The organism is Burkholderia sp. LMG 13014 (genome assembly GCF_905232215.1).
In the GTDB taxonomy this organism is placed as follows: domain Bacteria; phylum Pseudomonadota; class Gammaproteobacteria; order Burkholderiales; family Burkholderiaceae; genus Burkholderia.
Map to the genome: position 1 here is coordinate 32,654 of NZ_CAJNKE010000009.1, position 17,073 is coordinate 49,726.

The following is a 17,073-nucleotide window of genomic DNA, read 5'->3' on the forward strand; positions in this document are numbered from 1 at the left end:
AGCTGACCTGAACAACAACGGAGTTCACATGACTGCACGACGCGACGTACCGGGTATCCGGGCATACGATGGCCCGGCCGGCGGCTGGGGCGCCCTCCGTGCAACCGCGGAAGCAGTCCGCACGCAGATGGAATCGCTCAAGGCGCCGATCGTGCTGATGCGGACCAACCAGCCCGACGGCTTCGACTGCCCCGGCTGCGCATGGCCCGACAAGGAACACAAGTCGACGTTCCAGTTCTGCGAGAACGGCGCGAAGGCCGTCACGTGGGAAGCGACGACCAAGCGCGTGACGCCCGAGTTCTTCGCGGCGAACACCGTGTCGTCGCTGCTGCGCATGTCGGACTACGCGCTGGAGAACATGGGCCGGCTCACGCATCCGCTCGTCTACGATCGCGCAACCGACACGTTCCGCGCGATCGAATGGGACGACGCATTCGCGCGCATCGGCGAAGTGCTGCGCGCGCTGCCGCCCGAGCAGGTCGAGTTCTATACGTCGGGCCGCGCATCGAACGAGGCCGCGTATCTGTTCCAGCTATTCGCACGCGAATACGGGACGAACAACTTTCCCGACTGTTCGAACATGTGTCACGAGCCGACGAGTGTCGGCCTGCCGCAGTCGATCGGCATCGGCAAGGGAACGGTATCGCTGGAAGATTTCGACGTGTGCGACCTGATCATCTCGATCGGCCACAACCCGGGAACCAACCATCCACGCATGATGGGTACGTTGCACGAAGCCGCGCGCCGCAACGTGCCGATCATCGTGTTCAACCCGCTTCGCGAGCGTGCGCTCGAACGCTTCGCCGACCCTCAGAATCCCGTCGAGATGGCCACCTACGGGTCGACGCGCATTGCGTCGACCTACTTTCAGGTCAAGGCCGGCGGCGACGCGGCCGCGCTCAAGGGCATCATGAAGGCGCTGCTGGCCCTGGACGCCGCACAACGCAACGTGCTGGACCATACGTTCATCGCCGAGCACACCGAAGGCTTCGACACGTTCGCCGCCGATCTCGTCGCGACCGGCTGGGACGCAATCGAGCGGGAAAGCGGGCTCGCGCGCGCCGCACTCGAGCAAGTGGCGAACGCCTATGCAAAGGCGAATGCAACGATCGTCACCTACGGGATGGGCATCACCCAGCACAACACGGGCACGGCGAACGTTCGCCTGATTGCCGACCTGCTGCTGTTGCGCGGCAACATCGGCAAGCCCGGCGCAGGCATCTGCCCGCTGCGCGGTCACTCGAACGTGCAGGGAAACCGGACGGTGGGCATCACCGAAAAGCCGTCGGCCGAATTCCTGAAGAAGATCGAAGACGTATTCGGCTTCAAGCCGCCGCGTGCGCACGGCCACGATGCCGTCAAGGGCATGCAGGCGATGATCGATGGCACCGCCAAGGCGCTGATCTGCCTCGGCGGCAACTTCGCGGTCGCGCTGCCCGATTCGGAACAGTCGTTCCCGGCGATGGCGAAGCTCGACCTGAGCGTGCATCTCGCCACCAAGCTGAACCGCTCGCACCTGCTGGTCGCGAAGGAAACGTTCATCCTGCCGGTGCTCGGCCGCACCGAGCTCGACATGCAGGCAACCGGCCGGCAGTCGATCACCGTCGAGGATTCGATGTCGATGGTCCATGCGTCGTCGGGCAAGCTCACGCCGGCGTCCGACCATTTGCGCTCCGAGCCCGCAATCGTCGCCGGCATTGCGCACGCAACGCTGCCCGCGAGCAAGGTCGCCTGGCTGGACCTGATCGCCGACTACGACGAGATCCGCACATTGATCGAACGAACCATACCGGGTTTCGAGAATTTCAACGAACGGATCAGGGCGCCGGGCGGATTCCGGCTGCCGCTGCCGCCGACCGAACGCCAATGGCCGACGTCGACCGGCAAGGCGATGTTCTCGGTGTTCAGCGGCGTCGAGGAAGATGCCCCCGTTCACGGCGACGACATCCTGCGCCTCGTGACGCTGCGCAGCCACGACCAGTACAACACCACGATCTACGGGCTCGACGACCGCTATCGCGGCGTGTTCGGCCGACGCGACGTATTGTTCATGAACGAGGGCGATCTGGCCGCGTGCGGGCTCGAACACGGCGATCTGGTCGACATCGAGACCGCCGCACCCGGCGGCCGGCCGATGCGGCTCGAGAAGATCACGGCGATCGCCTACGACATCGCCGCGGGATCCGTCGGCGCGTATTACCCGGAAGCGAACGTACTCGTCCCGCTCGACTACATCGACAAGGAAAGCGGCACGCCGTCATACAAGTCGGTCCCGGTTCGCGTGGTCCGGTCGCAAACGATCTGAACCGGTCACGCGCCGGCCGACACGGCACGAAGCGCGGCCGGCCGCGGCTCTCCGTGCCGCCGCGCATCACCAGCCGGACGGAATCCGCCCGGTCATCCGGTTCAACTTTCTCGCCGAATATTTGCCCGAGCGCACATCTCCATCCAATGTCTTGAGCGGATGGATCGCCACGCGTCAATTCGATCCGGGAAAGCCCGTCGGGCCCGAACTCCCCGCACTTCATGTCGGCAAAACGCTGCCAAAACAAATTGATTCAAGTGCGGACCTCGCGCTACGTCTCATCCATCACCCACCACAGGATGGCAAACGATTTCCAACACCGGTTCGCTTGCCACCCGCGGCACTACAAAACAGACATCAGGTACTCGCTCAGTCGCGCGTTGAATTTCCTCGCTGTTTCGCTGGGAATGAAGTTGAATCCATGAACGGCCCCGGCCACCACCTCCAACGAAATCGGTACGCCGGCGCAGCTGAGCTTCCTGGCGTACTCGAGACTTTCATCAAGCAACAGATCGAGGCTGCCGACTGCAATGTACGTGCGAGGCAGATTCTCGAGACTCGGCGCGTACGACGGCGAGTAGTATTGAATCTCGATATCCTCCACCTTGTTTCCGCCAAGAAGATATTTCCATCCGAAGTCGTTCACATCGTGGGTCCACACATACTCGCCGGCATATTTGTTTTTGACCTCGGCGGGATTGGCAGACGTCTTGTAGTCCAGCATCGGAAACAGCATGACCTGGTTCCTGGGGGTGATCTTTGTCTTGTCCCTCAGATAGTGGCACAGCGAAGCAGTGAGACCGCCCCCTGCGCTTTCCCCCATCACCGTTATTCTCTCCCGGTCGATGCCAAGCTGCTCCGCGTTGTCGTGAGCCCACGTGATGCCGGAAACACAGTCGTTCAGCGGCGTCGGGTACGGGTTTTCAGGAGCCAGCCGGTAATCCACCGCGACGACGACGCAGTGCAGCTTTGCGGCCGCCTCGTGGTGCTCGTTGTCGTACAGATCAGCGGCCCCTGCTACATACCCACCGCCATGGATATAGAAAATGGCAGGCAACAGTTCGTTTTCTGCGCTTTGCGAAGGACCGTATACGAGGACGCTCACATCTTCGTTTACCTGGACTCTCTTCCCGAAAAAAGTGTCGTCCACTTTCGAGCTGAACATGCGCACGGCGGCTCGCGTCGCTTCAATATCATCCTTCGTCTTCAACTTCAAAACAGTGGACGATTCAGTGACGGCGCTTACCTGATCCTTCGCAATGAGATGACCTGAATTGCTCATATACCAATCCTGTGCTCAGATGGGAGCCCGGCCGTCGCGTTCACGTTCGACTGATGCGCTTGCCGGAACTTGAAAATAAAACGTTTCACCTACAACCGCCTTCCTGCAAGATATGGAATTCTTCATATCAAGCATTCCTTTCTCTCGCGCAATCGCGCGTATGCCGTGCCTCAATGTGCCGTCATACCACCGTCGGCAAGCCAAACCGCACCCGTGACGAACGACGCCGCGGAAGAACACAGGAACAGCACCACGCCAGCCATTTCCTCGGGCTCCGCTGCACGCCCCATCGGGCTGCTCGCCATCAGGGTCTGCGTCATTGCCGGATCGCTCAGCCAGCGGTCCGTCATCGGCGTACGGATCAGACCCGGCGCCAACGCATTCACACGGATTCCCTGGGTTGCGTAGTCGAGGGCCGCGGCCTTCGTCAAGCCGATCACCCCGTGTTTCGCTGCCGCATACGGCGCCATCCCGGGATCTGCGATCACCCCCGCGACCGAAGCCGTGTTCACGATCGCACCGCCGCCCGTTTTGAGCATCGCTTCGATCTCGTGCTTGACGCACAGGAACACGCCCTTGAGATCGACGGCGATCACCCGGTCAAAATCTTCTTCCGTCATTTCGGCGAAAGGTGCCGTTCGCGGCAAAATCCCCGCATTGTTGAATGCGGCGTCGATCTTCCCGTAAGTCTCCACCGCCGTTGCCACCAGCACTCGCACCGCTTCAGCGTTGCTGACGTCCGTCTTCACGAAGATTGCCTCGCCACCCGATGCGCGGATTTGCTCCACGGTTTCGTTGGCACCTTGCCCCACATCACCGATCACCAGCCGAGCGCCGCGTTCGGCAAACGCCAGCGCCGTGGCCCGACCGATACCCGATGCAGCTCCCGTGATCAGGACTGTCTTGCCGGAATAGTCGAACTGTTCGTTACCCATTTTTCATCTCCTGCGTTAATGCAGCACGCGCTGCCTATCAAGACTAGCGGAGGGTGACACCCTGCTTTCGGAATGTTCGCGCCCGGCTCAGATTCGCACCACCAGCTTCCCGTGTGCGCGATTGCTGTCGATCCACTCGTGTGCTTCGCGTACTTCATCGAAAGCGAACGTATGTTGAAGATGCGACGGCCAGCGAGCCACGGCGACGTCATTGACAATCGAGCGCAGTGGCGAATGTGTCAGCGGGAGCGCAGTCGAGCCGAGCAACTGCGCCGGGAAGAAGGCAAGCCGAACAGCCGGGGGCAGATCGGCCATCAGATCAAATTTTTCAAGGATGGGCGGACCACCCAGCATCCCGATCACGGTGACAGCGCCGAAGGGTCTCAACGTCCTTGCTGTGTCGCGCAGCGTTGACGCACCGACCACTTCGAGCGCGGCATCAATCCCCTTGGGATGGAGTCGAAGCACGTCGCTGGAAATGGTTCCGCTATCGATGATCACATCGTCTGCGCCGGCGATGTGAAGCTGTTCGACGCGATTTTTCGAGCGTGTCGTCGCGATCACGTGCAGATCTCGTGCTTTGGCGTAGGTAACAGCCGCCAGCCCGATTGTCGAGGTGGCACCGCGCACGAGAATCGTCTGTCCCGACTCGATTTCCAGGCTGCAACTCAGCGCGCCCCAGATCGTCAAATAGGCAAGCGGCAGTGCCGCGAGCGCTTCCCATGACAGTGCAGTACCGTCGAGATCGATCACGTTGGTACGCAACACCGTCACTTCTTCGGCATAGGTGCCCCGGCGACTGAACTGCAAGCCGCCCATTACGGTTGCGACGCGCTGGCCACTCCGGAACATACCGGAAGGATCCTCGAGGATTTCCCCGACTGCCTCGACGCCCGGTACGCGCATGCCGTCGACAGTCCCCATCTTGCCGGCACGTAAATAGGTCTCGACACGATTGAGGCCAAACGCACGGACCCGAATACGAACTTCATCCGCGTTCGGCGGAACGGACGGGATATCGCGGAGTTGCAGGACTTCCGGGCCGCCGATACGGTCGATCACATAAGCTTTCAAGGCGCTTCCTTCGTAATCAAGTATTCCTAACCGATCGTGCAGATATGCCGGTCAGATGGGTTGATGAAACACCTCCGCCGCCGCAGAGCCCCTACCGTCTTGCCCTTTCGATCAAGCCGCCAGCTCTGGCGGAACAGCGACGACGGCGCAGCTATAAAGTTGAATGCTGCTGACCACCGAGCGAGCGACTACGGTTGTATCGCCTGGCCACTGCCATTGATCTCGACAACCCAGCCGCGTGGTGCGCCCCCTGCTCATAGCCGATCCTGACGGCGTTACCACTATGCACGCTCGTATCTTGGTGGGGAACCGACAAAACTGACAACCGCCCTCTCATATTCGAGAGGGGAACGATTCCAGACGAAATTGAGATTCCGCACTCGTCGCCCAGGCTGATAGCCTGTCCGTCGCGGCGATGCCTGGCGTTCCCGGGACTCATCGCGCTCACAGCTGACGACAGATGTCATGTTGAGCAGGCAATGGCATCGGAAAGCAGACCGGGCCGACCAAGCAACAACCACATCCGGTCAAGATCCCCCTGCGCCCGGGCCGTTCGCACTGCAGTGCTAGAAATGCGATCGCCCAGCGCCCTTACATCGCGCTGGGTTTCAATTTCAAAGCCCAACGCACGACCGGCCTCGCTCAGCATCACAAGATCTCCCTGTCTCTTCGCACCGAAGCGAAAGTCCTCGCCGACCAGAAGCCACTGCACGCCCAGATTGCCCACGAGAACCTGTGATACGAACAGCTCAGCCGGCAAATTGGCCATGTGGCTATCGAAAGGGCAAACATAGAGTCGGTCGATGCCATATCGCTCCAGCAGGGCCGCCTTTTCGCTCAGCGTTGTGAGTCTTCGCGGAGCGATCTCGGGAAACAGATACTCGCGAGGGTGTGGCTCGAACGTCAGCACGCATGCAGGCAGGTCTCTCGATTTCGCCATGCATTTCAACCTGTCTATCATTGCCTGATGACCGAGATGAACGCCATCAAAGTTGCCAATCGTCAGTGCCACGGGTCCATCTGGACATGTCGGCAATGTGTCAACGATCTTCATAAGTTGCTCCAGGACCATCTTCAGGGAAAATTCGGCGTCGAAACCGCACCAGAGCCGCGTCAGCAATGCATGACGCCGTTGTTGCCGTGCGGCGAGGCGCCCCCCCAAAATTCAGTTCATCGCGCTACGAGAGCGGAAAACTCACTTCCATCCAAAGTTTCTCGCCCTGCGGACGATTGCGTACGGCGAATTCATGTTGGTACTTGAACACGATTCCAGCCGCCGGTGACCACATGTACCGCAGTTGCGGCCCTATGGCGACCGCCTGTCCGCGAAAACCACCGTCCTGAGCCGGGACGCCGTTCACGGTGTCGTCGGTGACCTGCTTCAGAAAGTATCCTTGCAAACCGAACTGAACCTTGTTGTTCAACGAATAGCCGACAAGATAATCCAGGGTTCCAACCACGCCCGAGTGATAGTGCGTGGCAGAATTTGGCGACTGTATTTCAACAAGTGTGGTCGTCGAGATTTCCCACGCGGGTGTGGGAAACCACGTCGTGCTGATATAAGGCATGAGCGCATACGTGTTCAATCCGGTATTGGCCATGCGGTTCACGGAGTACGCTCCACTGGGGACCGCCACATCAGTGGCAAGAAATGCAAAGAACGTGTGCGACGGATTCGCGTAGTTGATCAGCCAGGGTTCAAGAATGATGTCGCCGAGCGCGGTCCGATTGCCGGTTCCTCCAGGCGTGGTCAGGTGCAGATGGAATACCGGGGCAATCACGCCACTGGAGACACTGAACGGGCCGAAAGTTGTCCCCCATGTATGGACGACTCTCGGTGCATCGACAAACGCATCGAGATGAAATCCAGGAATCAGATTTTTTCCGTTTGATCCGGCAAACTTGTTGGCAACGTAATAGAGCGTGTAGTTATAGAATTGCGTGGCGCCAGGTGGAGGCAGTACGCCGTCGAGCACAGTATTGACTCCGACGGGGTAACTGATCAGGCCGTTCTCGGTCGCGTCCGCGTTTGTATTCATAAGCGCGAGAATCGCCATCGTTGCAGGCAGCAATCTTCTAATCAAATTGATCATCTCCTCACCTTCTTTAATAGTATTCCTAACTTGATAACCGGGTACGCGCACCACGTACCCTGGCGCCACAAGATTCGCCGTGCGATCGCTATTCGATGCGCACGAAATCGCTCACTGCCGCCACTGTTTCGGGAAGTTTCTCCACTTGCGGAATATGGCCGCAGCTATCGATGACAACGACTCTGGAATCCAGGAGTCGAGCCTGCCATTCGTCGACATATCCGACCGGAACCAGCCTGTCTTCCCGCCCCCAGACCAGCAGGACCGGTTGAGTGATCCGATGCAGCCTTGCGCTCAGGCCTCGATCAGGAATAGGCCAGGCGAACTTCCCGGTACAGCCGAAGGCCCAGACCCGCGCCGCGATGGCAGCGGCCGCCAAGCCGGGATCTTCGGGAAGCGCAAGCATGGACCGTGCAGCCGGACTCGCCGGATCGTGGAACAGAAGCGACGGAAGTTCCTCCGACCGAGCGGAGATCCAGTCCGCAACGGGCAAGTCTTCGCGCCACAGACCAATAGGATCCAGCAGCACGACCCGGGAGGCGAGATTGGGAAAAGCCGCCGCGAGTTCTGCCGCGAGCATGCCGCCGAATGATTGGCCAATCAGTATGGGTTTGACGAGCCCCAAGGTGCGGACAACCTCCTCGTACACGAGTACGACGTCGCCAAGCGCGTTGACCGAGTGAATCGCATAGGGATCACCAGCGCTCGTTCCGGGAAACTCGGGCGCGTAGACCGTGAAGTGTTCAGACAGCCAGGACAGAAATGGATCCCAGCCAAGTCCAGCTGACGGATGCAGGTAGACGACGGGTTGTCCGGCACCCGCGACCTTTACGCGCATGTTGATGCGACCACCCCATACTCGAAGTGTGCGTTCGGTGATGTCCGGGGTCGCGGCCCGGGTTGGCATATTCATTGAATAGTCTCCTTTTGACATGTGAGCACTCAGGCAAACTCGTGACCTCAACGGCCGGGTTTTTGCGTTTCGGAACCACCGAAGGTTGCGCGCGTGCCATTTGTAACCGGGCCTGGACGTCCGCCGAGCTTGGCCGGCCACCAATGATGTTCGTGATCCGAATCTTTCCAGATGTCACGCAAGTAAGGCGCGACTTCCTTTGCGAACAGTTCGACGTTCTTGATGGCGAGGTGCCGAGGGAGGGAGCCGAATGTCAACATGGCATGGAGATTCCCGATGCCGTAGAGCTTGATGTATTCGGCCAATTGTTCGCGTACGGTTGCCGGGCTGCCGGCAATCACGCAACCAGCATTGACGAGGTCACGATAAGAGGCATCGCGCAACTTTTCGACCATCCCGAAGTCACCCGGGTCCTTGATCAATGCCTCGACACCCTTGATATCGATGCCTCCCGGCAACCCCAGCTTTTCGATCGGGATGGCTCCCAGACCTTTTCGGAATCCATATTCCAGATGCCGCGCGTAGTCGATTTCTGCTTGCGCGTCGGTTTCTGCTACCGCGATGGTCTGCACGAATCCCATCCGGAACGGATTGCGAGCCACGCCGAGCTGGTCGGCGGTTTCCCAGAAACGGTCAAAGATTCGCTTGCCGGTCAGCTTCGCCCCAAACCAGCTCAGGTAATTGAACGCCATATTGCGTTCCAGGCACATCTGCATCGTTCGTGGATTGCCGGTGCCCGTGATATAGACAGGGATATTTTCCTGCAAGGGCCGCGGCCAGATGTTGACTGTCGGATGCTGGCTGAATCGTCCGTTGAACGGGAAGGGGTTTTTATCCCGCCAGGTCCGCAGAATCAGTTCGAGCCCTTCGTCGAAACGAGGCCGAATGTCGATTGGCGCGATGCCATTGTTGATCGCCGCATCGTAAGACAAGCCGATCGGGAACCCCGCCACAAGCCGACCGCCGCTCATGACGTCGATCATCGCGTATTCCTCGGCGACGCGAAGCGGTTCGCGGGCTTTACCGAGCGAGCGTCCCATCGGAATGATCGCGACCGGGATGTTCTCCGACTCGGTCATATAAGCCAGCGCACTGGCGATGAGGTCCGGATTGGGAATCATGTCGTACGCCGACTGGCTGTGCTCCGTTACGGCGAGCCCATCAAATCCGGCTCGAGCGGCAACCATCAGCACATCGAGGAAGTCTCGAACATCCGCGTAAATGCCATCCTGATTGGTAAGCGAGTACGGGGTGTCGCACACCGACTCGTATTGGTGTTCGAAGTCTGCTGGCAACCCCCGATACGCCGCTTGCGAAAATAGACTGATCTTCATCTCTGCTCCTGTGATTTTCTGAACTGTTTTGTCATGCTTATGATGGTCTGCCGATCTCGGCCCCGTGGCGGGCCCGACTGGCGACGGGCCGGCGCCAGTCGATCATCCTGATGAATTGCGGGTGGTCAACCGAGCAAAGGAAGACCCATGCTCATAAACTGCCCGTCACTGAATGCCAGTGGGTCTCCATCGCGCAAGATGCTCGATGTAACCTCGCCGACGACCAGGACGTGGTCTCCCCCGTCATACTGCCGCCATGGCTTACACTGAAAAACAGCAATAGCATTTGCAAGAGCCGGTGTTGTGTTGGCCGCGCCGTCGTCGCTCCAGACCAGCTCGATGCCCTCCTTGCTCCGACCTGCGAAGTGCGAAGCGACATCGACTTGATCGGATCCGAGAACATTGATGGCGAAAGGCTGCGCATCAATAGCTACGCACGTCCGGGACGACCGAGCAACCGAGATCAGCACAAGTGCTGGATCAAGGGATACCGAGGTAAACGAATTCATCGTCGCACCACGCGGGCCTTCAGAGGTGCGATAAGTCACCACGGTTACGCCCGTCAGAAAGCGTCCGAAGCATCTGCGCAGATTTTGCGTATGCGTCTGAGTGTTCATGTCCTTTCCCTGTCAAATTCCGCCGATCAAGCCGGTCATGCACACGGGAGCGAGGGGCAATGCGGAACGAGCACTGCGAGCACTACCCGCCTGAGAAAGGGCGATCGAGGTGAGAGGCACCTCCAATTGGCGTCTCATGGTCATGTCTGTGTCTCCATGTATTCCTTGCGCCACATCCAGGCTTCGGGAAGCGGCGCTTCTGAAGCGTCAATGTAGTAATCGACGGACGTTCACACACCTGCATAAAGGAAGGTGAGATGCAGTGTCCGATCTGACATGGGCATGCGTCGTTGACGCAGCGCCCGCCCGTCAAGGGTGACGGCTACTACTAGGTGTTTTCCCGCGGCGGCACCGTCGCACCGATTTCGGCTTCCGGGCGATAGGCATCCAAGGAAGGCGAACGCGACAAACCTATCTTTCGATAGGAACCTGGCCGCGGACACGCGTGTATGCTTTTGTGAGGAGACAAGAAACCAAATGACCGGAAGCCTGCTTGCGAGCGGCTATACGGCTGGAGGAGGACGACGAAGATGCTGCCCGTGATCGCGACCCGGTTACGCCCGCCAACAAGAGCAGGTGCCGCGGTACCGCGAGAGGTACTGCCAACGGCGCTGGAACACTTGCGTTCACGCCGATTGCTTCTTGTGCGCGCGCCAGCCGGCTATGGCAAGAGCCTGTTGATGGCACAGCTCCATGACGCGCTGCGGGCTGGAGGGGAAGCGGCCGTAGGGTGGATCAGTGTGGGGGAGATTGGCGCATCCCTTGCCGAAGTCGCGATGCATTGTGCATCGGCCCTTTCCCGGATCGTGCCTGGTCTCGACAGCGCCATGCAGACCCTGTTCGAAGCACAGCGCAATGTGTCGCCGGAAACGATCGGCGCGATGTTGTGTAACGAACTGGAGCGCGCTGACGGTAATGGTTTCCTCTTTGTCGATGACCTTCATGCCATTGCCGGCACACCCGGCGAACACCTGTATGAATGCTTGCTGCGCGATGCACCGGAACGGATGCACTTTGCCATAGCCAGTCGGACAGAACCGGGCTTCAGCGTCGCACGGTTAACTGCGCCAGCGCGGCTGGCATCGATCTTGTCCGTCTTGACGCGCGTATCGGTACGGTCGGCATCAGCAAGAGATCGCACGAGTAGAAAGCCTTATGAAATGAAGTCACCTTCGCTCGCCACCTCGCTCTCGCGTCAGCTTAAATTTAGAAATACTTATCAAATTACCTTATGCGATGACCGCTGCACTCCCCTGATTACGCTCAAGCCCACCTAACGTAGTGGCGTAGATAACACCGTCATATCAACCAGTTACATCGACTCATCGCATCGTGAGATGTGAGGTGCAACCTTTTTGGTTCATTCCCGCCCCCTTCTCCCAAGTGCGATCTTTTTTGTATGTCGACAGTTGCCTTCGAGAAAGCGCCGCATCCGTACCGATCGCCGAAAGTAACCTCCACAACATCATATGGTTGCATTTTCACATTTAATGTGATTTTATTGTCATATCTTGCACACCGCCGCCGACCACGCGCGCGGCGCACCCCATACCAAGGAAGAGACGCAGATGGAGACAATCGCCGTCATCGGCAGCAACATGGTCGACCTCGTGACCTATGTCGCCCGCATGCCCGCCCGGGGCGAAACGCTCGAAGCGCCGAATTTCGAGCTCGGCTGCGGCGGCAAGGGGGCGAACCAGGCCGTCGCGGCCGCCCGTCTCGGCGCGCGCGTCGTGATGGTCACGAAGGTCGGCGACGACGTCTTCGCCGACAACACGATCCGCAACTTCGAGCGCGAGGGCATCGACACCACGCACGTGCGCAAGGTCGCCGGCGTGCCGAGCGGCGTCGCGCCGATCTTCGTCGAACCCGATTCGAGCAACAGCATCCTGATCGTCAAGGGCGCGAACCGCCATCTGACGCCGGCCGACATCGACGCGGCCGCACCGCAGCTCGCCGAATGCGCATTGATCGTGCTGCAACTCGAGATCGAGCTCGGCACCGTCTATCACGCGATCGACTTCGGCGCGCGGCACGGCATCCCCGTACTGCTGAACCCCGCGCCCGCGGTGGCCGATCTCGATTTCGAGCGGATCCGCACCGTCGAATTCTTCGTGCCGAACGAAACCGAGCTCGCGATCGTGTCGGGCATGCCGGTCGATTCGCACGACACCGCGGCGCGCGCCGCCGAAGCGCTGGTCGCGCGCGGGCTGAAGCAGGTGCTCGTCACGCTCGGCAGCAACGGTTCGCTGCTGGTATCGCGCGACGGCGTGCGGCACGTGCCGGGCGTACCGGTCGACGCGCGCGACACGACGGGCGCCGGCGATGCGTATATCGGCTGCTTCGCACGCTGCTACGCGGCGTCGCGCGACGCGCTCGACGCGATGCGCTACGCGTCCGCGTACGCCGCGCATTCTGTCACGGGCCTCGGCACGCAGAAGTCTTACGCCGACACCGCGACGTTCGAACGCTTCCTCCGCGACGCCGGCATGTAAACGGCGCCTTCATCGACGAGACAATTGGGAAGGAGACACCCATGGGCCGAGCCAGAATCGAACACACCCCCGACGGCTATTACCTGAACCGCACGCCGCTCTTCGCGTTCACGCTGCTGTGCTGCCTGTTCGCGCTGTGGGGCACCGCCGCGAACCTGAACGACGTGCTGATCGCGCAGTTCAAGAAGTCGTTCTTCCTGTCCGATTTCGAATCGGCGTTCGTGCAGTCCGCGTTCTATCTCGGCTACTTCTTCCTCGCGATTCCCGCCGCGACCGTCGTGAAGAAGTTCAGCTACAAGACGACGATCCTCGTCGGCCTGCTGCTCTACACGACCGGCTGCCTGCTGTTCTTCCCGGCCGCGTCGATGGCGAAATACGGGATGTTCCTCGTCGCGCTGTTCGTGATCGCGGCCGGCCTGTCGTTCCTCGAAACCGCGTCGAACTCGTATTCGACGCTGATGGGCCCGCGCGAAACCAGCACGCGGCGGCTGAACATCTCGCAGACGTTCTATCCGTTCGGCGCAATGGCCGGCGTCTACATGGGCAGCTTCCTGATCTTCAAGGAAGGCGATGCGTCGCATGCGCAGCTCGCCGCGATGTCGGCGGCCGAAGCCCACGTGCACCAGCTCGCGATGATCCAGGCCACGCTCGAGCCGTACAAATGGCTGATCGTCGTGCTCGTCGCCGTGTTCATCGTGTTTGCGCTCACCCCCTACCCGGCCTGCAAGGGCAACGGCCCCGGCGTGGCCACGCACCGGATCGACGCACGCGGCACGCTGGCGCGCCTGTTCGGCAACCGGCGCTTCGTCGCGGGGATCGTCGCGCAGTTCCTGTATGTCGGCGCGCAGGTCGGCGTGTGGAGCTTCACGATCCGGCTTGCGATGCAGATCGGCGGCCTCACCGAGCGCGGCGCGTCGCACTACCTGCTCGCGACGTTCTTCGCGTTCTTCGTCGGCAAGCTGATCGCGACGCTCGTGATGAAGCGCGTCGGCCCGGCCAAGGTGCTGATCGTCTACGGCATCCTGTGCATCGTGCTGCTCGCGTACACGATCAGCGTGCACAACATCACGGCCGTCTATGCGGCCGTGGGCGTGAGCGTGTTCCTCGGCCCGTGCTGGCCGACGATCTACGGCCTCACGATCGACGGGCTCGGCAAGGACACCGAGTACGGCGGCTCGATCCTCGTGATGAGCATCGTCGGCGGCGCGGTCGTGCCGCTGATCCAGGGGCTGATCTCCGATCACACCGGCGGCAACATGCAGCTCGCGTTCGTCGTGCCGCTCGCGTGCTTCGTCGTGATCGTCTACTACGGCTTCTACTGCCTGCGCCACCTGCCGGCCGCGACGCCCGACGCAGCCGCCGACGGCAACGCGCCCGCGCGCTACGCCGCCACGCGCAACACGTCGGGAGCGTAAGCATGCAAGGCGAAATCGAACTGCGCCGCGACGACTTCCGCGACACGCCGCGCACGCTGTACCGCACCGACGGCCTGACCGTCACCGCGTTCGCGTATCCGTCAGGCGTCGAGGCGCTGACGCTCGAGAACCGCCGCGGCCATGTCGTGGTGCTGCCGTATCTCGGCCAGATGATCTGGGCCGCCGCGTTCGACGGCCGCGACCTGACGATGAAGCACATGTTCCGCCAGCCGAAGCGCGTGGCATCGATCATCGATACCTACGGCTGCTTCATGTTCCACAGCGGGCTGCTGCGCAACGGCTGCCCGGGGCCGGACGACACGCATGCGCTGCACGGCGAGATGCCGTGCGCGCCGATGGATCGCGCAAGCCTGATCGTCGGCACGGATGCACGCGGCGCGTTCGTCGAGGTGACCGGCGAATACGAATATGTGCAGGGTTTCGGCAGCCACTATGTGGCGCGCCCGTCGGTGCGACTCGCCGAGCACGACGCACAGATGACGATCGCGATGGACGTGACGAATCTCGGCGGCACGCCGATGGACCTGATGTACATGGCGCACCTGAACTACGCGTACGTGCCGGGCGGTCGCTTCGTGCAAGCGTTGTCTAAAGGCGGGTTACGGCTGCGTGACAGCGTGCCCGCTCACGTGAAGCCGACCGCCGCGTGGCGCGACTACACGGCCACGCTCGCGCGCGAACCGGAACGGCTTCACACGCTCGATGCGCCCGCGCTGTACGACCCGGAGATCGTGTTCTTCATGAACGACGTGGCAACGGATGCAAGCGGCGTCGCGCATTTCCTGCTCGAGCACCCGGATGGCGGTGCATTCCACACCGCCTACCGCCCCGAGCAATTCCCGCACGCGACGCGCTGGATCCTGCACAACGCGGACCAGCAGGTCGCCGCGTTCGCGCTGCCGTCGACCTGCGAGCCGGAAGGGTATGAAGCCGAACGCCGCAAGGGCCATGTCGCGGCACTCGCGCCGGGCGCGACGCGCCGCTTCGAAGTCGTCACCGGCTACCTGAGCGCGGCGGAAGCACGCAATGCGTGAAGCGATGCGCGGCCGCGCGGCGTCAGGTCACGAGCGCGATCCCGTGTTCGCGGATCGCCGTTTCGTAGCGGCGGCTCAGTTGCCCGTCCGAGATCACGTAGTTGAAGTCGGTCAGCTCGGCGAAATAGGCCGCGCGCACTTCGTCGAACTTCGTGTGGTCGACGAGCAGGAAGCGGTTCTGCGCGCGCTCCATCACCTTCTTCTTCGCGTCGACCTCGTGGAAGTTGAAGCAGGTCACGCCGCAGCGGTCGCTCACGCCGGCCGCCGAGATGAACGCCTTCGACACGCGCACCGTGTCGAGGATGCCCGTCTCGGCCACCGACTCGAACACCATGTTCTTGCGGTGGTACGCGCCGCCGCACAGGATCACGCTGCAATGCGGCTTCTGCTGCAGCTTCGCGAACACGTTCAGCGAATTGCAGACCGCGGTGAATTCGAGGTCGTCCGGAATGAAATCGACGACGAACGGCGTGGTCGAGCCGCAGTCGACGAAGATCGTATCGCCGGTCGTCACGAACTGCGCGGCCAGCTTGCCGATGCGGCGCTTCTCCTCGGTCTGCCGGTTGTTCTCGGCGCTGACCACGTACTCGCCGATGTCGCTGCGCTGCGCGGCGAAGTGGCGCGTCACGTAGCCGCCGATCAGGCTCAAGCCGTGCGGGTTGTCCGCGAGATCGCGGCGGATCGTCATCTCGGATACGCCGAACAGCTCGGCCACTTCCTTCAGATGAATCGCGTTCTGCCCTTGCAGCACGTTCATCAGTGTCTTGATCCGTTCGCCCTTCTTCGTTTCCATGCCAGTATCCTGCGTACCCGTCGCATCCGTCGCTTGTCGTGCCGGGCGCGCGGGCCCGGCTGGAATGTCGTATTTGTAACAAACCGATGTGAAAACATCAACTTTACGTGTGCCCTTCCGGCACACGCTCCGTGGAGTCCTGAAACATGCCGCTTTCCAACGCCCAACTCGCTCAAACCATCGATCACACGCTGCTCGCGCCCGACGCGAGCGACGCGCAGATCCGCGAACTCTGCCGCCAGGCGGCCGGGCATCGCTTTTACTCGGTCTGCGTGAATTCGGCGAACGTGCCGCTCGCCGCGCGCGAGCTGGCCGATACCGGCGTGCTCGTGTGCGCGGTGGTCGGTTTTCCGCTCGGCGCCGGGCTGTCGGCCGCGAAGGCCTTCGAGGCGTCGGCCGCGATCGCGGCGGGGGCCGGCGAGATCGACATGGTGATCAACATCGGCGCGCTGAAGAGCGGCCGCGCCGACGACGTGAAGGCCGATATCGAAGCCGTGCACCGCGCATGCGGCGCGGTGCCGCTCAAGGTGATCCTCGAAACAGGGCTGCTGACCGATGACGAGAAGGTGCGCGTGTGCGAGATGTGCCGCGATCTCGGCGTCGCATTCGTGAAGACGTCGACCGGGTTCGGCCACGGCGGCGCGACGCTCGCGGATGTCGCGCTGATGCGCCGCACGGTCGGCCCCGTGCTCGGCGTGAAGGCATCGGGCGGCGTGGGCGCCCCTGGGGCCCCGCGGGGGCTGTACAAGGCCGGCGGGCAGG

General features: G+C 61.4%; 15 protein-coding genes. 6 read left to right on the top strand and 9 right to left on the bottom strand.

Annotated features, from left to right (window positions below):
- Window positions 1–28: 28 nt before the first annotated feature.
- The gene (locus tag JYJ84_RS02750; protein WP_175220721.1) at window positions 29–2,305 is read left to right on the top strand and encodes an FdhF/YdeP family oxidoreductase; all 2,277 of its coding nucleotides are present in this window, start codon (window positions 29–31) and stop codon (window positions 2,303–2,305) included.
- A 343-nt stretch (window positions 2,306–2,648) separates the two neighbouring features.
- On the opposite strand, the gene JYJ84_RS02755 is transcribed toward JYJ84_RS02750, so the two are convergent.
- From JYJ84_RS02755 to JYJ84_RS02790, 8 genes are all read right to left on the bottom strand, one after another.
- Window positions 2,649–3,587 (bottom strand): alpha/beta hydrolase, encoded by a 939-nt coding sequence (locus JYJ84_RS02755; protein WP_175220723.1) that lies wholly within the window; start codon window positions 3,585–3,587, stop codon window positions 2,649–2,651.
- A 170-nt stretch (window positions 3,588–3,757) separates the two neighbouring features.
- Window positions 3,758–4,522 carry an SDR family NAD(P)-dependent oxidoreductase gene (locus JYJ84_RS02760; protein ID WP_175220725.1) on the bottom strand — a complete coding sequence of 255 codons (765 nt, stop codon included), beginning with the start codon at window positions 4,520–4,522 and terminating at the stop codon, window positions 3,758–3,760.
- Between the two features lie 87 nt (window positions 4,523–4,609).
- Window positions 4,610–5,596: a zinc-binding dehydrogenase gene (locus JYJ84_RS02765; protein WP_175220727.1), complete on the bottom strand. Its 987-nt coding sequence runs from the start codon at window positions 5,594–5,596 to the stop codon at window positions 4,610–4,612.
- A 463-nt stretch (window positions 5,597–6,059) separates the two neighbouring features.
- Window positions 6,060–6,650: a hypothetical protein gene (locus tag JYJ84_RS02770; protein WP_174957425.1), complete on the bottom strand. Its 591-nt coding sequence runs from the start codon at window positions 6,648–6,650 to the stop codon at window positions 6,060–6,062.
- A gap of 124 nt (window positions 6,651–6,774) precedes the next feature.
- Window positions 6,775–7,653 (bottom strand): transporter, encoded by an 879-nt coding sequence (locus JYJ84_RS02775; RefSeq protein ID WP_374102083.1) that lies wholly within the window; start codon window positions 7,651–7,653, stop codon window positions 6,775–6,777.
- A gap of 124 nt (window positions 7,654–7,777) precedes the next feature.
- Window positions 7,778–8,602 carry an alpha/beta fold hydrolase gene (locus JYJ84_RS02780; protein WP_226219796.1) on the bottom strand — a complete coding sequence of 275 codons (825 nt, stop codon included), beginning with the start codon at window positions 8,600–8,602 and terminating at the stop codon, window positions 7,778–7,780.
- A 47-nt stretch (window positions 8,603–8,649) separates the two neighbouring features.
- Entirely contained in the window at window positions 8,650–9,936 is a 1,287-nt protein-coding gene (locus JYJ84_RS02785) for an LLM class flavin-dependent oxidoreductase (protein ID WP_175220731.1), read from the bottom strand.
- 125 nt (window positions 9,937–10,061) lie between these two features.
- Window positions 10,062–10,553 (bottom strand): flavin reductase family protein, encoded by a 492-nt coding sequence (locus JYJ84_RS02790; protein ID WP_174957427.1) that lies wholly within the window; start codon window positions 10,551–10,553, stop codon window positions 10,062–10,064.
- 530 nt (window positions 10,554–11,083) lie between these two features.
- Here JYJ84_RS02790 and JYJ84_RS02795 point away from each other — a divergent pair.
- From JYJ84_RS02795 to JYJ84_RS02810, 4 genes are all read left to right on the top strand, one after another.
- Complete coding sequence (locus tag JYJ84_RS02795) at window positions 11,084–11,830, top strand: hypothetical protein (RefSeq protein WP_175220733.1); 747 nt, start codon at window positions 11,084–11,086, stop codon at window positions 11,828–11,830.
- A gap of 291 nt (window positions 11,831–12,121) precedes the next feature.
- Window positions 12,122–13,048: a ribokinase gene (gene rbsK, locus JYJ84_RS02800; protein WP_174957431.1), complete on the top strand. Its 927-nt coding sequence runs from the start codon at window positions 12,122–12,124 to the stop codon at window positions 13,046–13,048.
- Window positions 13,049–13,089: 41 nt separating this feature from the next.
- A complete protein-coding gene (fucP, locus tag JYJ84_RS02805; protein WP_175220735.1) occupies window positions 13,090–14,463 on the top strand; it encodes an L-fucose:H+ symporter permease in 1,374 nt (457 codons plus the stop codon).
- Between the two features lie 2 nt (window positions 14,464–14,465).
- The gene (locus JYJ84_RS02810) at window positions 14,466–15,518 is read left to right on the top strand and encodes an aldose 1-epimerase family protein (RefSeq protein ID WP_175220737.1); all 1,053 of its coding nucleotides are present in this window, start codon (window positions 14,466–14,468) and stop codon (window positions 15,516–15,518) included.
- A 22-nt stretch (window positions 15,519–15,540) separates the two neighbouring features.
- On the opposite strand, the gene deoR is transcribed toward JYJ84_RS02810, so the two are convergent.
- Window positions 15,541–16,311, bottom strand: coding sequence for a DNA-binding transcriptional repressor DeoR (gene deoR, locus JYJ84_RS02815; protein WP_122950476.1), 771 nt, complete (start codon window positions 16,309–16,311; stop codon window positions 15,541–15,543).
- A 146-nt stretch (window positions 16,312–16,457) separates the two neighbouring features.
- On the opposite strand from deoR, the gene deoC reads away from it, so the two are divergent.
- Window positions 16,458–17,073, top strand: a 616-nt coding sequence (deoC, locus tag JYJ84_RS02820; protein WP_205189114.1) for a deoxyribose-phosphate aldolase, incomplete at its 3' end; no start/stop codon positions are given.

Coding starts and splice junctions, on each gene's coding strand:
- JYJ84_RS02750 (WP_175220721.1), top strand. CDS start 29: ATGACTGCACGACGCGACGTACCGGGTATCCGGGCATACGATGGCCCG.
- deoR (WP_122950476.1), bottom strand. CDS start 16,311: ATGGAAACGAAGAAGGGCGAACGGATCAAGACACTGATGAACGTGCTG.
- JYJ84_RS02755 (WP_175220723.1), bottom strand. CDS start 3,587: ATGAGCAATTCAGGTCATCTCATTGCGAAGGATCAGGTAAGCGCCGTC.
- JYJ84_RS02760 (WP_175220725.1), bottom strand. CDS start 4,522: ATGGGTAACGAACAGTTCGACTATTCCGGCAAGACAGTCCTGATCACG.
- JYJ84_RS02785 (WP_175220731.1), bottom strand. CDS start 9,936: ATGAAGATCAGTCTATTTTCGCAAGCGGCGTATCGGGGGTTGCCAGCA.
- fucP (WP_175220735.1), top strand. CDS start 13,090: ATGGGCCGAGCCAGAATCGAACACACCCCCGACGGCTATTACCTGAAC.
- JYJ84_RS02795 (WP_175220733.1), top strand. CDS start 11,084: ATGCTGCCCGTGATCGCGACCCGGTTACGCCCGCCAACAAGAGCAGGT.
- JYJ84_RS02770 (WP_174957425.1), bottom strand. CDS start 6,650: ATGAAGATCGTTGACACATTGCCGACATGTCCAGATGGACCCGTGGCA.
- JYJ84_RS02775 (WP_374102083.1), bottom strand. CDS start 7,653: ATGGCGATTCTCGCGCTTATGAATACAAACGCGGACGCGACCGAGAAC.
- JYJ84_RS02790 (WP_174957427.1), bottom strand. CDS start 10,553: ATGAACACTCAGACGCATACGCAAAATCTGCGCAGATGCTTCGGACGC.
- JYJ84_RS02810 (WP_175220737.1), top strand. CDS start 14,466: ATGCAAGGCGAAATCGAACTGCGCCGCGACGACTTCCGCGACACGCCG.
- rbsK (WP_174957431.1), top strand. CDS start 12,122: ATGGAGACAATCGCCGTCATCGGCAGCAACATGGTCGACCTCGTGACC.
- JYJ84_RS02780 (WP_226219796.1), bottom strand. CDS start 8,602: ATGAATATGCCAACCCGGGCCGCGACCCCGGACATCACCGAACGCACA.